The sequence below is a fragment of the Mesorhizobium sp. CO1-1-8 genome, from assembly GCF_020164875.1.
In the GTDB taxonomy this organism is placed as follows: Bacteria; Pseudomonadota; Alphaproteobacteria; order Rhizobiales; family Rhizobiaceae; genus Mesorhizobium.
Window position 1 is genome coordinate 1 of the sequence record NZ_JAIUGZ010000024.1, and the last position, 16834, is coordinate 16834.

20 protein-coding genes and 1 pseudogene are annotated in these 16834 nt (G+C 59.9%); 13 read left to right on the forward strand and 8 right to left on the reverse strand.

All coding sequences use genetic code 11. The annotated features are described in order from the left end of the window. A partial coding sequence (locus LB558_RS30340) for an autotransporter outer membrane beta-barrel domain-containing protein (protein ID WP_224700859.1) occupies window positions 1-1926 on the forward strand: 1926 nt, incomplete at its 5' end. Between the two features lie 124 nt (window positions 1927-2050). Next, window positions 2051-2566 (forward strand): invasion associated locus B family protein, encoded by a 516-nt coding sequence (locus LB558_RS30345; RefSeq protein ID WP_224700860.1) that lies wholly within the window; start codon window positions 2051-2053, stop codon window positions 2564-2566. A gap of 830 nt (window positions 2567-3396) precedes the next feature. Here the strand turns inward: LB558_RS30345 and LB558_RS30350 are convergent. Together LB558_RS30350 and LB558_RS30355 are read right to left on the reverse strand one after the other, a co-directional pair. Then, entirely contained in the window at window positions 3397-3579 is a 183-nt protein-coding gene (locus tag LB558_RS30350) for a hypothetical protein (RefSeq protein WP_224700861.1), read from the reverse strand. Next, the gene (locus LB558_RS30355; protein ID WP_224700862.1) at window positions 3576-4850 is read right to left on the reverse strand and encodes a hypothetical protein; all 1275 of its coding nucleotides are present in this window, start codon (window positions 4848-4850) and stop codon (window positions 3576-3578) included. The genes LB558_RS30350 and LB558_RS30355 overlap by 4 nt, the downstream gene beginning before the upstream one ends. A gap of 1072 nt (window positions 4851-5922) precedes the next feature. Here LB558_RS30355 and LB558_RS30360 point away from each other — a divergent pair. From LB558_RS30360 to LB558_RS30400, 9 genes are all read left to right on the forward strand, one after another. Further along, window positions 5923-6096 (forward strand): hypothetical protein, encoded by a 174-nt coding sequence (locus LB558_RS30360; RefSeq protein ID WP_224700863.1) that lies wholly within the window; start codon window positions 5923-5925, stop codon window positions 6094-6096. A 411-nt stretch (window positions 6097-6507) separates the two neighbouring features. Continuing rightward, window positions 6508-6681 carry a hypothetical protein gene (locus LB558_RS30365; protein WP_224700864.1) on the forward strand — a complete coding sequence of 58 codons (174 nt, stop codon included), beginning with the start codon at window positions 6508-6510 and terminating at the stop codon, window positions 6679-6681. 289 nt (window positions 6682-6970) lie between these two features. Next, window positions 6971-7192 (forward strand): hypothetical protein, encoded by a 222-nt coding sequence (locus tag LB558_RS30370; RefSeq protein WP_224700865.1) that lies wholly within the window; start codon window positions 6971-6973, stop codon window positions 7190-7192. Window positions 7193-7932: 740 nt separating this feature from the next. Further along, the gene (locus LB558_RS30375; protein ID WP_224700866.1) at window positions 7933-8796 is read left to right on the forward strand and encodes an RNA ligase family protein; all 864 of its coding nucleotides are present in this window, start codon (window positions 7933-7935) and stop codon (window positions 8794-8796) included. Further along, entirely contained in the window at window positions 8796-9029 is a 234-nt protein-coding gene (locus LB558_RS30380) for a hypothetical protein (protein WP_224700867.1), read from the forward strand. Before LB558_RS30375 ends, LB558_RS30380 begins: the two co-directional genes overlap by 1 nt. Continuing rightward, a complete protein-coding gene (locus LB558_RS30385) occupies window positions 9026-9307 on the forward strand; it encodes a hypothetical protein (protein WP_224700868.1) in 282 nt (93 codons plus the stop codon). Before LB558_RS30380 ends, LB558_RS30385 begins: the two co-directional genes overlap by 4 nt. Before the next feature lie 24 nt (window positions 9308-9331). Then, the gene (locus tag LB558_RS30390; protein ID WP_224700869.1) at window positions 9332-9553 is read left to right on the forward strand and encodes a hypothetical protein; all 222 of its coding nucleotides are present in this window, start codon (window positions 9332-9334) and stop codon (window positions 9551-9553) included. Continuing rightward, window positions 9550-9780, forward strand: a complete 231-nt coding sequence (locus LB558_RS30395) for a hypothetical protein (RefSeq protein ID WP_224700870.1) — start codon at window positions 9550-9552, stop codon at window positions 9778-9780. The genes LB558_RS30390 and LB558_RS30395 overlap by 4 nt, the downstream gene beginning before the upstream one ends. Window positions 9781-9860: 80 nt before the next feature. After that, window positions 9861-10580 carry an SOS response-associated peptidase gene (locus LB558_RS30400; protein ID WP_224700871.1) on the forward strand — a complete coding sequence of 240 codons (720 nt, stop codon included), beginning with the start codon at window positions 9861-9863 and terminating at the stop codon, window positions 10578-10580. 7 nt (window positions 10581-10587) lie between these two features. Here LB558_RS30400 and LB558_RS30405 read toward each other — a convergent pair whose 3' ends face one another. The 3 genes from LB558_RS30405 to LB558_RS30415 are packed head-to-tail and all read right to left on the reverse strand — an operon-like array spanning window position 10588 to window position 11258. Then, entirely contained in the window at window positions 10588-10794 is a 207-nt protein-coding gene (locus LB558_RS30405; protein ID WP_224700872.1) for a hypothetical protein, read from the reverse strand. Window positions 10795-10806: 12 nt separating this feature from the next. After that, a complete protein-coding gene (locus LB558_RS30410) occupies window positions 10807-10995 on the reverse strand; it encodes a hypothetical protein (RefSeq protein ID WP_224700933.1) in 189 nt (62 codons plus the stop codon). After that, window positions 10992-11258, reverse strand: coding sequence for a hypothetical protein (locus LB558_RS30415; RefSeq protein WP_224700873.1), 267 nt, complete (start codon window positions 11256-11258; stop codon window positions 10992-10994). The genes LB558_RS30410 and LB558_RS30415 overlap by 4 nt, the downstream gene beginning before the upstream one ends. A gap of 337 nt (window positions 11259-11595) precedes the next feature. Between LB558_RS30415 and LB558_RS30420 the strand changes: the two genes are divergently transcribed. Both LB558_RS30420 and LB558_RS30425 read left to right on the forward strand, forming a co-directional pair. Continuing rightward, entirely contained in the window at window positions 11596-12120 is a 525-nt protein-coding gene (locus tag LB558_RS30420; protein WP_224700874.1) for a DUF4142 domain-containing protein, read from the forward strand. Between the two features lie 33 nt (window positions 12121-12153). Continuing rightward, window positions 12154-12434 (forward strand): annotated as a pseudogene (locus tag LB558_RS30425) (cupredoxin domain-containing protein). A gap of 338 nt (window positions 12435-12772) precedes the next feature. On the opposite strand, the gene LB558_RS30430 reads toward LB558_RS30425, so the two are convergent. The 3 genes from LB558_RS30430 to LB558_RS30440 form a co-directional block, all read right to left on the reverse strand. Continuing rightward, entirely contained in the window at window positions 12773-14830 is a 2058-nt protein-coding gene (locus tag LB558_RS30430; RefSeq protein WP_224700875.1) for a TRAP transporter permease, read from the reverse strand. 179 nt (window positions 14831-15009) lie between these two features. After that, window positions 15010-15999 (reverse strand): TAXI family TRAP transporter solute-binding subunit, encoded by a 990-nt coding sequence (locus LB558_RS30435; RefSeq protein ID WP_224700876.1) that lies wholly within the window; start codon window positions 15997-15999, stop codon window positions 15010-15012. Between the two features lie 504 nt (window positions 16000-16503). Continuing rightward, entirely contained in the window at window positions 16504-16821 is a 318-nt protein-coding gene (locus tag LB558_RS30440) for a hypothetical protein (protein ID WP_224700877.1), read from the reverse strand. Window positions 16822-16834: the final 13 nt, after the last annotated feature.

Here is a 16834-nt window from a genome sequence, read left to right on the forward strand (position 1 = left end):
ATCCGGGTCGGCGACGGCACCAGTGCAGGCGCCGGCTACACGGCCACGATCGCTTCCGCGCTCACCGGCGGCTCGCAGCTGGTCAAGACCGATCTCGGCACCCTGGTGCTGAGCGGCACCAACAGCTACACGGGCGGTACGGCGATCAATGGCGGCACGCTGCGGGTCTCATCCGACGCCAATCTCGGCGATGCGGCAGGCGGGCTCTCCTTCAATGGCGGCACCCTCAACACCACGACAAGCTTTGCCAGCAGCCGCGCCGTCGATGTCCTTGGCCAGGGCACGCTCTTGACGGATGCCAGCACCACGCTGACGCTCAACGGGGTGCTCTCCGGCGCGGGCGCGTTGACCAAGGGCGGCGCCGGCACGCTGGCGCTGACGGCCGACTCGTCCGGATTTACAGGTACCGCGGTGATTGGCGGCGGCACGCTCAACGTCTCGGGCAGTCTGTGCGGCGACGTCAACGTACTTTCCGGCGGGCGCCTCGAAGGCACCGGCACGGTCTGCAATACCACCAATGCGGCGGGCGGCGTGATCGCAGCCGGCAATCCGGGTGTGCCCGGCACGCTCACCATTGCGGGCAACTATACCGGCAATGGCGGCACGCTGGAGATCGAGACCGTGCTCGGGGGCGATGCCTCAGCCACCGACCGGCTGGTCGTCACCGGCAACACCGCCGGCACCACCACGCTCAAGGTGGCCAATCTCGGCGGCGGCGGCGCACAGACGGTGGAAGGCATCAAGATCATCGAAGTCGGCGGCACGTCGGCCGGCACCTTCTCGCTTGCCGGCGACTATGTCTTCCAGGGCGACCAGGCAGTGATCGGCGGCGCTTATGCCTACCGGCTCTACAAGAATGGCGTGAGCACGCCCGATGACGGCGACTGGTATCTGCGCTCGGCACTCACCACCCCCGACAACCCGCCAAGCCCGCTCTACGCTCCAAGCGCGCCCCTCTACGAGGCCTATGAAGGCGTGCTGCAGACCTTCAACGAACTCGGGACCTTGCAGCAGCGCATCGGCAACAGGTCGTGGGGCGAGGGCGCGACGCCGGAAGGTGCTGATGTCCCCGGTCAGGGTCCGGTCGACGGCAAGGCCATCTGGGCCCGCATCGAGGCGGCGCACGCCAAGCTCGATCCGAAGACATCGACCACCGGCACCGACTACAACGTGACGACCTGGAAGTTCTATGCCGGCGTCGACGGCCTGCTGCATGAGAACGAGGCCGGCGTGCTGATCGGCGGGATCACGGCCCACTACGGCACCGCTTCAGCGGACATATCCTCGATCTTCGGCACAGGCTCGATCGCAGCCACCGGCTACGGCGTCGGCGGCACGCTGACCTGGTTCGGCAACAGCGGCTTCTATGTCGACACCCAGGCGCAGGCGACCTGGTACGACAGCGATATCCGCTCCGCCACGCTCGGCACACTTGCCGATGGCAATAACGGCTTCGGCTATGCCCTCAGCATCGAGAGCGGCCAGAAGATCGCACTGTCCAGCAAGTGGTCGCTGACACCGCAGGCGCAGCTTGCTTACTCCGACGTCCGCTTCGACTCGTTTACCGATAAGTTCGGTACGGTCGTTTCACCCGGCAGCGGCGACAGCCTGATCGGCCGTCTCGGCCTGTCGGCGGACTATGAGGACCAGTGGGCGGATGCGGCGGGGCAGGTCAGCCGCACGCATGTCTATGGTATCGCCAACCTCTATTACGACTTCCTCGACGGAACCGATGTCGATGTCTCAGGCGTGAAGCTGGTCAGCCAAAACCAGTCTCTGTGGGGTGGTGTCGGCATCGGCGGCTCGCTCGACTTCGCCGACGGCAAATACGCCGTCTTCGGCGAGGCGACGGCAAAGACCAGTTTGGAGAAGTTCGGCGACAGCAACTCCATCGGCGCCAAGCTCGGCTTCAGCGTACGCTGGTAGGTGCGAGCCGCGCTGCACAAAAGAGATATCGGACCATCCGGGAGCAATGCACGCTTCTGGATCGATGCTTGAGAGAAACGGACAAAACATGAAGCGGAAGAATTGGGGCAGAAGCGTCCTGTTGGTGGCCACCGCGCTGCTGGTCATGGGCTTTGCCATCTCGGCGTTTGCGCAAGAGGCCAGCCTGCCAGGTGGGGCGACTTCTCTGAGAGAAGGGCATGGCGACTGGACGGTGTCCTGCAATATCACAACGCAGAACGGCGCCCCCAGCAAAGCATGCGCACTTTCACAGGAGCAGAGCGACGCGCAGTCGCGCCAGCGCGTGCTGGCCATTGAATTGCGCCCCAATGGCCAGGCCGTCCAGGGAACATTGGTGCTGCCGTTCGGCTTGGCGCTCGACCAAGGCGTGACGCTTCAGATCGACGATGGGGTCGTGCTTCCGGCGCTTCGCTTCCGCACCTGTCTTCCCGGCGGCTGCCTGGTCAATCTGAACTTCGAGGAGGACACTTTGACCGCATTGCGCAACGGAAAGAGCCTCGAGGTCAAGGTGGTCGCGGACGGCGGCAAGGAGACCAGCCTCGCGCTATCTCTCAAGGGTTTTCCCGGCGCGCTCGACAGGACAGCCGCGCTGATGCAGTAGCCATGACCATCGCGTCGAAGCTCTTGAAACGTCAGCGTTGGTAAGCCCGGGTTGAAACGAAAGCTGCGTTCCGTGTTCCACCGCAAGGATCATCGCGAAATGTACAAGCGACACCGAACCAGCAACGCCTGGGAAACCGTATTGGAGTTTGTTGCCTGCTTCTGGCCAAGCATCGTGTTTACCCTCCTGTTGATCCCGCTTTCGTGGTGGTTTTCGTGAACCATACTTGGCGACGGCCGACGACTGCCCAGGCAGAAACTGCCGTCCGGCATGCGTTTCGGTGCCTGGCCGACGCCCGCAAGGTGATGACGCGTGCGGAGTTCACAGCCTACGTGCGGGAGCATCTTGAGCAGCTTGGCGGTCGAGCCTTCGCGCTCGACATTGGCGACCTGATCGTTGAGGCTGCTATAGTCGATGTCGAATTGCCAGCGATTCGTGCGGGAAGGCAGTAACTGCCTGCGCCTGATGGCGGCCGTGGATCTCAATTTTATGAACGCAATCGGCGAAACTGGAGCGTACCGCGACCGTTCGCGCGCTGGAAGGCGGCAGGCGAGTGCTATCGCCGATCTGCGGGGCAACATCGTCGCGCGCGCCGAATGGATGGAGCGCAACCGGGCTTCGGACCATCAGGCCACAGAATTTCACCCGCCGGCTGGACGAGCTTCGGCAGGACTTCGGCGCCGTGTACGGCACGCGTGACGTGATCCAGGACATAAAGGAGATCGAGCAACTGCGGCGAGAGAGGTCGACGGGGCAATGAAACGGTCAAGGTGCGCAACAAAAAGCCCGCCGAAGCGGGCTCTAAGAGCTTTCTGTGTTGGCGTAGCGAATCATTTTTCGCGAATTTTTTTGACCTCTGCCTCAAGCGTCCGTTTGAATACGCGCGAGGCAAGTCCTGCGGTCTTCCTGGTGGCCTGCTCAAGGGAACGCTTCTGCTCAACAAGCGACACACTCGACTGCGGCCGGCCGCTCCCACCTGTAGCGGCCTGTCTGCGCTCAAGCATTGTGGTCATTTCGCTTCCTCCGACGTTGCAACGCCATTATGGTCATGAAAATACGCGTTGACAAAGCGAAGGTTGCGATCAGCGCTAAAATAATGTTTCCGCTTAATCCATATAAACCCGTCACCTTTGGAAATCACTGCAACATCAATGGCGCCGCCAACTGTTTCAAGTTCGCGGGACACTTTTCGTTGAAGAGAAGTCAAGCTGACCAACGCCTCAGCGACGTTGGCCAGTTCGTCCTTTGGGAGGCCTTCGACCATCTCTATGATCGGATTTGCGAATCGATCGCGACGGTGGCGTTCGTGCGACTCCCAAAAAGTTTGGATTGCCGCGTCCCGAGCAGATGCAAATGCAGGGGCAAGGGCGTCGATTTGATCGTCGGTGTGACCAAGTGCCCTTGCCGCATTCAATGCGCTGTCAAATACCAGTTGGCCGATGCTGCCGTGCAGGAGCATTGCATATGACGGATCAATCCCCTGCATGAATCGATCAACCATGTCGGTTTGTGCGAAGGGGATGATCACACCAGAACTTTTCCTCGTCATATCCTCTCGTTGGATTTCTAGGTACTTCAGACGTCGCGCCAGGATGCCGTCGATATCGAACGAGATGATTGACGGCAGCAGCTCCTTATCTCCGAAGCCAGCAACGACCAGGCCAGTGCATCCAGGGGATGCAAGGTTGCGGCGAATTGCCAATTCGGCAATCGGCTTCAGCTTGGGTTGGTCAGCCGCGAAGTTCTTCATCATACCACGGGAGCAATGTTGACCGATTTGATCGCCGATGCGTCCGTCAATTTGACCCCATTCGTCATCTGAGAGGAAGACCGGCGCATTCTCCAGCGTTTCGGTATACTCGCGGATGAGCTCGTCGAGCGACGAGCTGAATTCGTCAGGGCTGCGCGAGCTCCTATACGCTTGCGACACTATCTGGTCGATCCAGGATTGAGCGATCGATATTGCAGTCGCATCTTCGTCTGCTGCCGTGAAATTGAAAAAGGTCAGAAGAAATTTGAGAAGGTCGTCGGCCCAGTCAAAGACAGTGGCAAATTTGGCTTGTTGCCGCTGCCTGCGATATTCCTTGATGATGGTTTCCCAAGGAAAGCCAACGAACTCTGCGTTTCCGTAAATCATCGCCCCGACGGGCTCCGTTTTAGACAGATTGAACAACTTATTTACCGTGTCGAATGTTTTTTGCTTCCCTCCCCGGCTAAACGTAACCTTACTGTCTGCCGCTAAAGCTACAGCAGACTTGTTTAATATCGCTATTTCTGCAGTCACTTAAGTATCCCCCAATCGATTCACGGTGATACTAAGCGTGATACGCAACAAGCCACAAGCACAATCGCTCCGTCCAAAGGCAGTCACGCCCGGAGGGACTTGTCAGGAGCCTTCGTCTGGCGGATTACGCAACCACCCCCACCGGTCGTTGACCTCTTGTCCCGCCAAACTTGCCCGCTACCAAGACCTCTCCGGTGGCGGGCTATTTTTTGCGGGAGTCAGGTGGGGGGCTGGGTCGGTAGTTGGCTTCATTGAGGATGCGCTGGGCCTCTTCTCGGGTAAGGCCGCACTTGCGGGCAAAGTAATCCGCCTCGGTCGCAATCTTAAGATCGGCGACAGGTTCGGTGATTGGTTTTTTGCTTCTTACCCACGGCTCGAATCATAGCATAATGCGAGCAACCGACCTACTCGCCACCCGTTAACCTATGCTGGTTGATCCAGCACGCCATGACCCTGGCCCGCTGCCGAAAGGTGGCGGGCTTTTTTGATGTGTGGTAATGGCCGCCTAAAGTGGGGGCGGGCATGCGCATATTTATCTTCGCGGCAGTGATCCTGGTGTTTATGGCGGCCGGCTTTTGGCTCACCGCCGAGCTCGTGATGCGATCAGCTTGATGGCTACTCGACGCGAGTGCAATCTGACCGCAGGCGATTGACAAGACTGGCATGTGCAGGGCAGTTTGGGTAAAGCGAGGAGCACCATTTTGAAGAAACCTATGAGAAGCCTGTTCTAACCAGGCGCGAACGTTTGTCGGCTGTGACGGCCGCCCCTCCTTCGTCGATCACCGTCACAGGCCCGCTCGACTAATCAAAAGATTTGCCTTCACCAAAAGCCCGCTGGCTCCGGCCGGCGGGCTCTTTGTGCTAAGGTCTTGGAACGGCAAAAGTCTCAAAGCACCGCTTTCGCTGCTTTTAGAGGAACAAGGATCCCGCTCCCCGTATTGGTTGCCTTGCCGGGTTCCAAGGCTCGGCCGCCCTTATATCCTTAGGGGCGGCCGCCTTTGCCGGGAATGGGGCGGCGGGCTTTTCCGTGAAACCAAAGATCATTCTGTAAGTTGGTTCAAAGGAGGAGCCAATGAAAAAGGATGGCGATGGACGACGTGTGGACGAGGGCAATCAGCAACTGCTTGCCCGACGTTTGTCTGAAGAGGTCGGCATTTCAGAACCTGATGCGCGCGGTCTGATCAAGCTTATCGGCACGGACTGGAATTCGCTGTTGCGCGAAGCTCGGTTTTTGAAACCTCATTGAAGTCCGCCGCCTATTGGGGCGCCGGCGGCGGACCTGTCCAAGCGGCTACATCCTTGGGAATCGACCGCTCATAGGGCTAATGAGCCACTTGGAGGCCAGTTCCATAGATTTTGGCAGCGGGCAGTTTAGTGAGCAGCGGCAAGAGCATGCGACCTCCGCTTTCCGCCTAGGCCATCAGGCGTAATTGTAGCCATGCCATTGTCTGGTATCCTATGGAGTCTGGTCATTAGGCCCACCCTCGTGCCCAGCTATGGTCGGCACGGTCACATACCGATGCTTCGGCACAGGCGCCCCATATAGCCAACGGCCCTAAGAAGGCGTAGGGTGTTCTGGTCGTCTGTGCACAAAACGCCGGCAATCGGACGCTTGAAAGAGAACATCAGGCTTTCGCCCCAACGGGAAGGAAGGCCATTGTCCACCGACCGCGCCAGCGAGCTTCAGTCCGCCAAGGAAAGGCACGCCAACTGGCTTGTGGACAAAACCGGGATCACCCTCAGCCAAGCACGAGAGCTTATCGAGTTGCTAGGGCTAGCCAGTCTGCCCTCGCTATTGCGCGAAGCTGTCTTGCTGAAAAAGAGCACTTAGCCCTAGGCACGAGGTCAGGCAAATGTCGTAGCGGCAAGCACGATGATCCCGATGACTGCCGAAGCCATGACGACGATCATGGCGACCTCGAACGGCCCTCCGCCGTTCCCTACGCGACCCGCCATTTTGAGCCTCCCCCGGTCGTTCCCATCTCCAAAGGAAAGACCAAAATCGGCACCAGCGGAATCACCTATGTTAATGGGAGTAAAAAGGCCTCCTACGCGCTGTCGCCGACCACCCCAGGACCACCATCAGAGGAACCTAATATCCCTCAGTGACTTGTGTCGGGATGAGCACGCGCGGCGTCAATTTTCTCGACAAGTGGCTGAACAGCAATGTGTCTGGCCTGGCCAGTTCAGACGTGATTTCGGTAGCCGAGGCAATTCAAAAGCTTTTCGCTGACGCGAAGGCAATCGGGATCAGCAGCACTGAAATCGAAGAGGACACCGGCAGCGTCTATGAAACGGTGTTCGATGCCATAGTGCACGATGACGCCGGGCTTCCTGAATGACGCTCAATGCCGGGTTGGCGGGGCGCCATCGACCAACCCTCCGCCATCAACCATACGGGACCTGACCTGCCCACCAAATTTGATTTGAGCATTGGTCGCTTGCCAAAGAAGGTCACGAATTCGACGACATCATTGCCGGTCAGAAACCAGACCTGCATCCGCAAGCTTGGCGTATTTGTTAAACAAAGCCAGTTTCTTCGGATAAGTTATGTAAGTCAGGTGCTGGCAGCCGGAGCAACGATGTTGAGCGGCAGACTTGAACCAGCGCCCAGGCTTTACAAATCCCAAACCACATTCCGAGCAGCGGAATGTCATCTCGACCGAATGTAGATCGCTAGAAAGAGCCATTTCGCTCGTAACGCAGTTGGAACCTAGACTGTTAACCATTCAACTCTTGCTGATCATCTGAGTCAAGGACTCGGACAGATGCGTCTACTTGGCAGCCACGTTCGCTGCTGGAGGCCGCGTCTACCCTACCACCAATAGCAGTGGCTTGTGCTTGGGCTGTTCGTGCCAAATGACCTGGCGTAAGTCGCGCATGTCGACCTGCTGACCGCAATTCGGGCAGGTGTAGAAATTGTCATACTCGTCGGCCGGCTCACCATCGTGCGCCTTACCAGGGATCGGTGGTCCAAGGTCGGATAGCTTCGTCATGGCTATCAAACATTCAATTCGTCTAAAATGTTCCGGAACCATTTTAGCGCATGCTGATTGAATCGCGGCCTGTGTGAGTTCCGTGCATGCGTTTGAAGTTCATCCCGCCGATGGAGCCGGAGCTTTTCGACAGCCCGCCCGAGGGTGAGGAATGGATTCACGAGATCAAATTTGACGGCTACCGCTCCCAGCTCATCAAGGATGAAAGCGGCATCCGCGTGTTGACCAGGAGAGGGTACGACTGGACTGCACGGTACAAGGTTCTTGCCGACCAAGCCGCGGCGATCGAGGCCGACGACTTCATCATCGAAGGTGAGGCCATTGTGGTCGACGCGGCTGGACGTTCCGATTTTCATGCGCTGCAGTCGGCCGTCAGCCGTCGCGATCATTCGCAGGAATACTATCTCGTAGCCTTCGACCTGCTCCACATGAACGGCCACGACCTGCGCAACGTGCCGCTGGAGGACCGCCGCGAAATCCTGCAGGGAATAATCCAGGGTGGCGGCCGAATTCAGTTCAGTGAGGCCATGCCCGGCACGGGAGACGCGGTTTACTACCTTGCCGACCAGACTGGACAGGAAGGCATCGTCTCGAAGCGCCGGGACAGTCTCTATCGCAGCGGCCCGACGAAGAACTGGCGCAAAATCAAGTGCTACGAAGAAAAGGAGATGGTCATCATCGGTGTCCAGCGTGATTCGGGGCAAGCTGCAAGGGTGCTGATGGCCGACAACGGCCGCTATGTCGGCGCCGCCAACGTCAATTTCAGATTCGACAAACGCAAGCACCTGTGGGACCGGGTGCAGGGTAAAGTCGGCGGACCGGTGCCGAAGGGCTTGAAGAAAGACAAGGCGGAATGGCTGAAACCGGGTCTTGTCGGCCGCGTGAAGTTCCTGAAAGGTGAGGAGCAGCTACGTCACGCGAAGCTGCTGGATTACCGGGAGGAGGAATAATGGCGGTTGCCAAGAAGGATCAGGAGCGCATCGCCTATGCCTGGATGTACGGCAGTCAGGCCCGCAAGGACGGCAAGGAGCGCGCGGTGCCCGAGTACTGGCACGAACACGCTGACGCCTGGCTACAGGGCTATGACGGCGTTCCCTTGGCCGGTGAAGCCAAACCCAAGCCCATCAGCGACCAGATGGAGGCGGAGCTTGACGCCTCGGCTGTCGACCGAGATCAAGAATGATCGGCAAGAACTGGACGTTGCAATCGCTGATCGACGGCAGGATGGCCGTGACCGCTTTCTGTCACAAGGCGAGCTGCAACCACAGCAAGACCCTTCCGCTTGAGGAACTGCGCGACCGGTTCGGCCCGGACACCCCAGCGATGGAATGGGATTTGAGGCCCAAGCTCAAATGCGAAGTCTGCGGTTCGAAGGATGTCGGCCTGATCTACACGCCGGACTCGAACAAGGTTTCCGGCATGGGTCAGAACCTCTATTCGAAGGCGAAAGGCGGAACATAATCGGCAACGTGAGCTTATCGCCAAATGAGCACACGAGGCATCAACTTCCTTGACCAGTGGATCGCCAACAACGTCCCCGAGACGGCGAAGGCGGATGTCATCTCGGTCGACGAACTCACTCACAAACTTATCGCCGCCGCCAAGGCGCTCGGCATCAAGCGAATCGAGATCGACGAGGAGGTCGACCGTCTTTACCGCACGATCATCGATGCAATCGTGCATTTCGATCCTGGCGTTCCCGAATGAGCGAGCACGTCATAAAGTTCTTGTATCTGTGGTTGGAAAAGAACGATCTCCTCGATGGGCGTAAGATCGACGACGATGAGATTTCTGACTGCGCCGGGCGCCTGTTTGTGGATGCCGAGGCTGTGGGAATTAGCGAAGGCGACATAACCAGAAGTTGGGACGAGCTTCATCGACACTTGGTGGAGATCATAGGACGACGGCATCGTGCCCCTGCGGCCAAACAATAGCGCGGCTGTGTCATGACTTGACTTGTTCATGAGGTGTTCCCATTTTCGGCTTCCCTCACGTCACATGAGATGGCGCTCAAATGTGCGGACGCGTTTTTGTAAAGACCACAATTCCCGACATGGTTCGTCGGTTCGAATTCGCCCATCCGGGCGAGGTCGAGCGGCTGGGCAACAGCTTCCCCCTTTGGAACGGCGCGCCCAGCCTAACCTATCCGATCATCATCCGAGAGGAACTGTCGACGAGCATGGCCGGCTTTGTGTCGGCGCGCTGGGGCTTGGTCCCCGGTTGGGCGCGGGATGGGAGCGGACGTCCGCCGCCGGTCAATGCGCGATGCGAGACGATTGCCAGCAACGGCATGTTCAAAAAGGCCTATGCGTCCCGCCGCTGCCTGGTGCCCGTCGACGGCTATTTCGAATGGCAGAAGCTCGATGCCTCGGGCAAGAAGAAGCAGCCCTACGCCATCGCCATGAAGTCAGACGAGCCATTCGCCATGGCCGGCATATGGGAAGAATATGCCGACAAGGGGACCGGCGAACTCATCCGAACCTTTGCAATCGCCACCTGCGAGCCGAATGATCTGATGGCGACGATCCATGACCGCATGCCGGTCATCCTGGCGCCGTCCGACTACATGCGCTGGCTCGGGCCAGAGCAGGATCCTCGCGACCTGATGAAGCCGTATCCGTCCGATCTGATGAAGATGTGGCCGATAGACAGCAAGGTCGGTTCGCCGCGCAACAACACGCCCGACATCATTGACGAGATCGGCAGAGGGCCTAGCGACCTGTTCGACGTGTAGTTTGAAGCTAATTCATGCCCGAGATTTTGCCGCCGGCGAGATGCGTCTCGATCTTGCTGAGCGCCTTCCTGATGACTTCGATTGCCTGCTGGTTGATGGCGAAGTCGAAATTTCCTTCCGCCGTCTCGAAAATCAGGACGCCAACCTTTGCTTTGTCGTCCTCCAGCATGCCCATGCCGATTCCTGTGGGCATGTATGGTGGTCTATCTGCCATGGGCTTTCTCCTTCAGAGATAACGCTCGCCGTCATCCCGGTGCTCAAAACAGAACCAGTGCGGTTCCTGGCGCGGCCGGGCAAAGCCGAAGCCGCCGTGCTTCACGCAGCCTGCGTGCTCGCACACGTGGCCCAGCACTCTGGCACGCTCTCGCGGCGCCGGCGTCATGCCGTCGGCGAGCCTGGCAGGTTCGTCACTCATGCAACAAAGATTCCATAATCCGTCTTGACGGGCAAGGAATTTGTTCCTTTTCTGTTCTCATGGCGCACGATCCGATAGACACGCTGGGCAAGGCGACCCGGCACAACATGCTTGTGAAGGTGGAATGCAGTTGCGGAAATGTCCGCTACTGCCGATCCGCCGATCTCATGATGGTCTACGGCGGCGGTGTCGACCCGCTCAGGCTGAAATTCGACTGCAACCGGTGCAAGCCGCAGGTGAAGATCACGCTCCTGGAGGTCCATCCAGAACACCTTCCGAAACGGCTGATGATCCACAAACCGATGAAGGTGGGAGACAAGATCACCTGGTACACGGAGAGATTTCGGGGATGAATGATCGAACGATCGAAGGAGATGCCGCCGGATCAGCGATGGCGGTCGGTTTTCACGGACTGTTTCGACCTTCCCCTTCGCCGCGGGCGCTGCGAACGGCTGACCGCTGCCGTAATGAGGCGGCTCGACCTGTGAGGCGGACCCTCGAATTCAGCTGGCGGAACGTTTGCCGCTACCCAGCATCCAATGACCGTCAACTGAAAACACTGCCCGGGGCGATTTTCAGCGTTCGGACGAAGGAGATGCCATGTCTATCCGACACACTGCCGCGCTCGCCGCCCTGCTGCTGCTTGGCGCGTCCCCGTTCGCACAAGCCGCCGACAAGCCGACCGACCCGCAGATCGCCCACATCGCCTATACGGCCGGGGTCATCGACGTCGAAACGGCCAAGCTGGCGATCGAGAAATCGAAGAACAAGGAGGTCGTCGATTTCGCCAACGACATGGTGCGCGACCACGAAGCCGTGAACGTGCAGGCGCTCGATCTCGTCAAGAAGCTCAAGGTGACGCCGGAAGACAACGCCACCAGCAAGGCGCTGACCAATGCCGCGACGGAGGACCGGGCCAAGCTCGCCAAGCTCGATGGTGCCGCCGTCGACAAGGCCTATGTCGACAATGAAGTCGCCTACCACAAGCAGGTCGACGGCACTCTCGAAATGCTGCTCATCCCTTCCGTCAGCAATGCCGAACTGAAGAGCCTGCTGGAGACCGGCTTGAAGATTTTCCAAGGCCATGAGCAGCATGCCGAACATGTCGCCAGTATGCTGAAATGAGGCCGGCGGCGATACGGCATCTTTTGATTTCCATTGGCGCTGACGTTCATTGCAGCGCCGGTGAAGGCCGAAACCATTCAGGTCGCCATTGACAAGCTGGTGTTCTCGCCAGTGACGGTCGAGGCAAAGGTAGGCGACACGATCGAGTGGGTGAACTAGGACATGTTCGCCCCCATGGCCACCGTCAAGGGCGGTTGGGAGGTGATGATCCCGCCGAAGAAGTCCGCAAGCCTGACATTGAAGGCCGCGGGCGCGGTCGACTATTCTGCCGCTTCCACCCCAACATGAAGGGCAACATCGCGGTGGCGCCGTAGCTGGAGCGTTGGATCGCGGCAGGCGCCGCGATCCCACAATTGGGGAGGTGCGTCGTGACCAAGCCGACTGCACAACCAAAGACCGCGTTTTTGTTTTTGCGGACGGCCGCAGCTTCGCCGCCATCGGAGGTTGGCAGCTCCGCTCGCTCGCCCGCCGCGGCATTGCAGCGGACGGTTCGAGCGACTCGCGGGCTGCCAGAAGGACGTTGTTGGATCCGTTGCTGCGCCGGGCTTCTCGACAACCGCTGATAAGGCAAAAGCCCGCACAACTCGCGAGGCTCCTCGACGTTGCAGGTTCGTTTGAAATTTCGACAAGGAACGCGTTGGAGCGGCGTTGGTCAGGCCGGTTCCGCTTCGTCGGTATGGCGCACTTTCCAGTGGCGCAGCACGACGGGCACGACAAGGGCCAGGCCGAGCAGCGAGGAATAGAGCTCGGGCGCCACCAGCAGGAAGGCGGCAAGCACGAGGAGGGCGTTCTCCCAAGGCCTCGTTCGCACCAGCAGGTATCGCGACAGGGCGGCCCCCAGGCAGGTGATGCCAAGGACACAGCCGCCAAAGGCCAGGAAAAAATTCGGCCAGGTGAAGTCCTTTGTCACCAGCAGCAGGGACGGCGAGAAGACGAACACGAAAGGAACCAGCGCCTTGCCCAACCCCAACCGGAAGGCGGTGTTGCCTGTCCTGAACGGGTCCGCTCCCGCCATGCCGGCGGCCGCATAGGCGGCCAACGCTACCGGCGGCGTGATGTCAGCCAGTAGGCCGTAATAGAAGACGAAGAAGTGGGCGACGATCGGTTCGGTGCCCAGCATGACCAGCGCGGGTGCTGCTATAGTTACCATGATGATGTAGTTGGCCGTCGTCGGGATGCCGCAGCCCATCAGGATGCAGACCACGCCGGTCATGAGCAGGGTGAACAGCAGCGTCAGGCCTTGGGCTGAGAAGATCGACTCGGGGATGAAGGTGCCGAACAGTAGCGACAACTGGCCCGCCGTTGATGTGACGATGTAGGATAGCTTGAAGCCGACGCCGGTCAGGGTGACGACGCCGACGACGATGCCCACGGTGGCGGCTGCGGCACCTACGGCGAGCGCATATTTCGCGCCGTCGCGCAGGGAAACTACGATGTCGGCCACCGACATGCGATGGCGAGGATTGAGCAGGCCGACGGCGATGCAGAGCGTGATGCCCCAGAAGGCGGCCATGTAGGGCGTGTAGCCCGAGAGCAGGACGCCGATGAGCACGACGAGCGGGATGATCGTCGGCCAGTCCCGCTTCAGCGCCTCGACGACATCGGGCATCTCGTCCGGCCTGAGCCCTCTGAGGCCGGTGCGCTTGGCCTCGAAATGCACCTGCATGAACACACCGAAGAAATGCATGAAAGCTGGCACGATGGCCGCCAGGATGATTGTCGTGTAGGGCAATTCGAGGAATTCGATCATCAAGAAGGCGGCCGCGCCCATGATCGGCGGCGTGACCTGACCGCCGGTAGAGGACGCCGCTTCCACCGCCGCGGCGAAATGTTTCTTGTAGCCGAGCTTGATCATCGCCGGAATGGTCAGCGAGCCGACGGTGACGGTGTTGGCGACCGACGAGCCGGATATCATGCCGAACAATGCCGAGCCGAAGATCGATACCTTGGCGGGACCGCCGGCGTAGCGGCCGGCGACCCAGGCCGCACAGTCGAGGAAGAGCTGGCCGAGGCCGATGCGGGTTGCAAAGACGCCGAACAGCACGAAATGGAAGACGTAAGTGGCGACGACGCCGAGCGCGATACCGTAGATTCCCTGCGTTGTCAGATAAAGGTGATCGACAAGCTGGGAAACGGACGCGCCGGGGTGCACCAGAATGCTCGGCATGTACCGCCCAAACAGAGCGTAGGCCATGAAGATGACCGCGATGATGGGCAGAGGGATTCCGACGGAGCGGCGCGTTGCCTCCAGGAGGAGCAGGATCAGGACAACGCCTAGCACCACGTCGAGCGTCGTGGGATTGCCGACGCGGAAGGCAAGATCGTCGAGCGGGATCATCGGCACGTGCAGGACAGCCACCACGGCCGCGAGCGCCAGCAGCCAGTCGAAAAGCGGTATGCCAAGCGGCCGCAGGAGGCTGGATTGCGCGGGCTGGTCGTAACCCGTCTTCACCAGCGGGAAGACGAGGAAGATCAGCGCCAGCACCATCGATAGATGAATGCCCCGGTGCAGCATCTCCTGCAGCAGGCCGAAGCCCGCAGTGTAGTAGTGAAACAGCGACAGTGCCACCAGGAGGAAGCCGACCAGCCAGCCCGCGGCCTTGGTCAATGGCCGGAATCGGATTTCGGAGTCGAATTTCTCCTCCAGTTCGCGAGCCTTCTCCTCGTCGAACTCCATTGCGGAAAGCGTGATTTTGTCGTCGTCGCTCATGGCCGGTTCCGTGTCCTGAGTTCCAGACAAAAGAGGCGGAAAGCACGCCTCCCGCCTCGCGGTTCTCCGTCGGTCCTGATGCATATCGCTGACGCAAGCGTTTTTGGTCGAACCCATGCACAACAGGAAGCTGGAAGGACGTCGCGTGGTTCCGTTTCAGCGCGACGTGCTTGTGGCTACTATTTCAGGGCGTCGACTTCCTTGTAGAATTTCTCCGCACCGGGATGAAACGGAATGCCTGCGCTGGTGACCGCATTCTGCAGCGTGATCAGCTTGCCCTTGGCGTGGCCGGCCTGCAGCGCCTTCTGGGTCGCGTCGCTGTAGAGCGATTTGACGATATTGTAGATGAGGTCGTCGGTCTGCTTGGCGCTGGTCACCCATTGCGCGGCGACAGATATGGTCTTGGTTTCGCCGACATTATTGTAGGTGCCTGCCGGCACGGTGTCGGCGGAAAAGAACTTCTGCTCGGAAAGGAGCTTGTCGGCTTCGGGGCCGGTGATCGGCACCAGCGTGATGTTGTTGGTGCTGGCAAGCTCGACGATGGCGCCGGTCGGATAGCCGCCGACGAAGAAATAGGCGTCCATGGCGCCGTCCTGGAGCCGCTCGCCGGCCGGGCCGGGCTTGAGGTATTCGGGCTGCACATCCTTCTCCGTCAGCCCATATGCGGCGAGCACAAGGCGTGCGTCGACGATGGTGCCCGAGCCCGGCTCGTCCAGGGAAACGCGCTTGCCCTTCAAGTCTGCCACCGTCTTGATGCCGGCATCCGCGCGGGCGACCAGATGGATCGTTTCGGGATAGAGTGTTGCGATGAGGCGCAGGTCATCGACCTTGGGCTTGCTCTGATACAGTCCAGTGCCCGAGTATGCCCAGTAGGCGACATCGGATTGCGTAAAGCCCGATTCGGAAGCGCCCGACTGGATGGCGCTGATGTTGGCGACCGATCCGTTGGACGACGTGGCCGTGGCGACCAAGCCTTCGACGCCGGCCGGCCCCGTTGCCGAGATGGCGTTGGCGATCAGGCCACCCACCGGATAGTAAGTGCCGGACGTTCCACCCGTGCCGATCCGGAAAAATGCCTGCTGCGCGCGCGCCGGCGAAAGGCCGGCGGCGGCCAATGCCAAAGCTCCTGCGCCTACGGAAAAGGTGCGGCGGTTGATCGAAATAGTCATAACTACCTCCCGGTAAAAGATCGACAGGATGTTGCAGCAATCGAAGGGTTGTCAACCTGCGCAAGCATCTTGGCCGCCGATCGGTGTCGCGGTCTGCGGCTATCGGCTGTTGCTGCTCATCGCAAAAGGGCGGAGCGCGGCTCCATTAGGAGCTTGCCCGCTGAGCTGCGAGGCCGTGACCCGACCTACCAAGCCCTTCGTGCCGGTGAAGTTGCCCGAGCGTGATGATGCTTTATGGCCAGCCGTATACAGCCGCTGGTCCTAGTTTTTGCCGACATGCAGGCTTTGGTCCCAGTTGTTGTTTTTGAGCAATGCGGCAATTGCAGCACGGTGCGATCGAATATTCTGCCGGTAGCAGCCGAGCGCTCACTGAGCAAGGTCGGTTTTCGCTCTTGCTGCTGCCGCGTGCCGAGACGGGCCCTGCAACACTCGTCCTGTCGCAGATCGCATCCATCGTGGCTCGCCTTGCCCCCGGCGCAGTCCAGGCTGGCAGCCGTCACGCCGTCAGGCGCGCCAGATCGCCCACAGGACCACCGCCACCACGATCACCGCGAGGAGGGCGAGTGGAAGCCACCGGTTCGTATCCCCGTGCTCGCGCTTCGTGTAATGATGGTCGGTGTTGTTGGCCAGCACCTCTGCGCGTGGCGGTTTGCCCGCTCCGCCCGGCTGGGGGAAGCCGCCTGCTTCTGCATCCGTCTCCATTGGGGCGGCGGCGGAATCGAAGCCAGGGGTCTTGTCGCCAAACGACCCGGTATCGACGGCAGCAGCGGTGTTCCACCCCGGCTTGTTGCGCCCTTTCCCTTTCTTGGTCGACCCTGTCATCCCATTTTCGTCC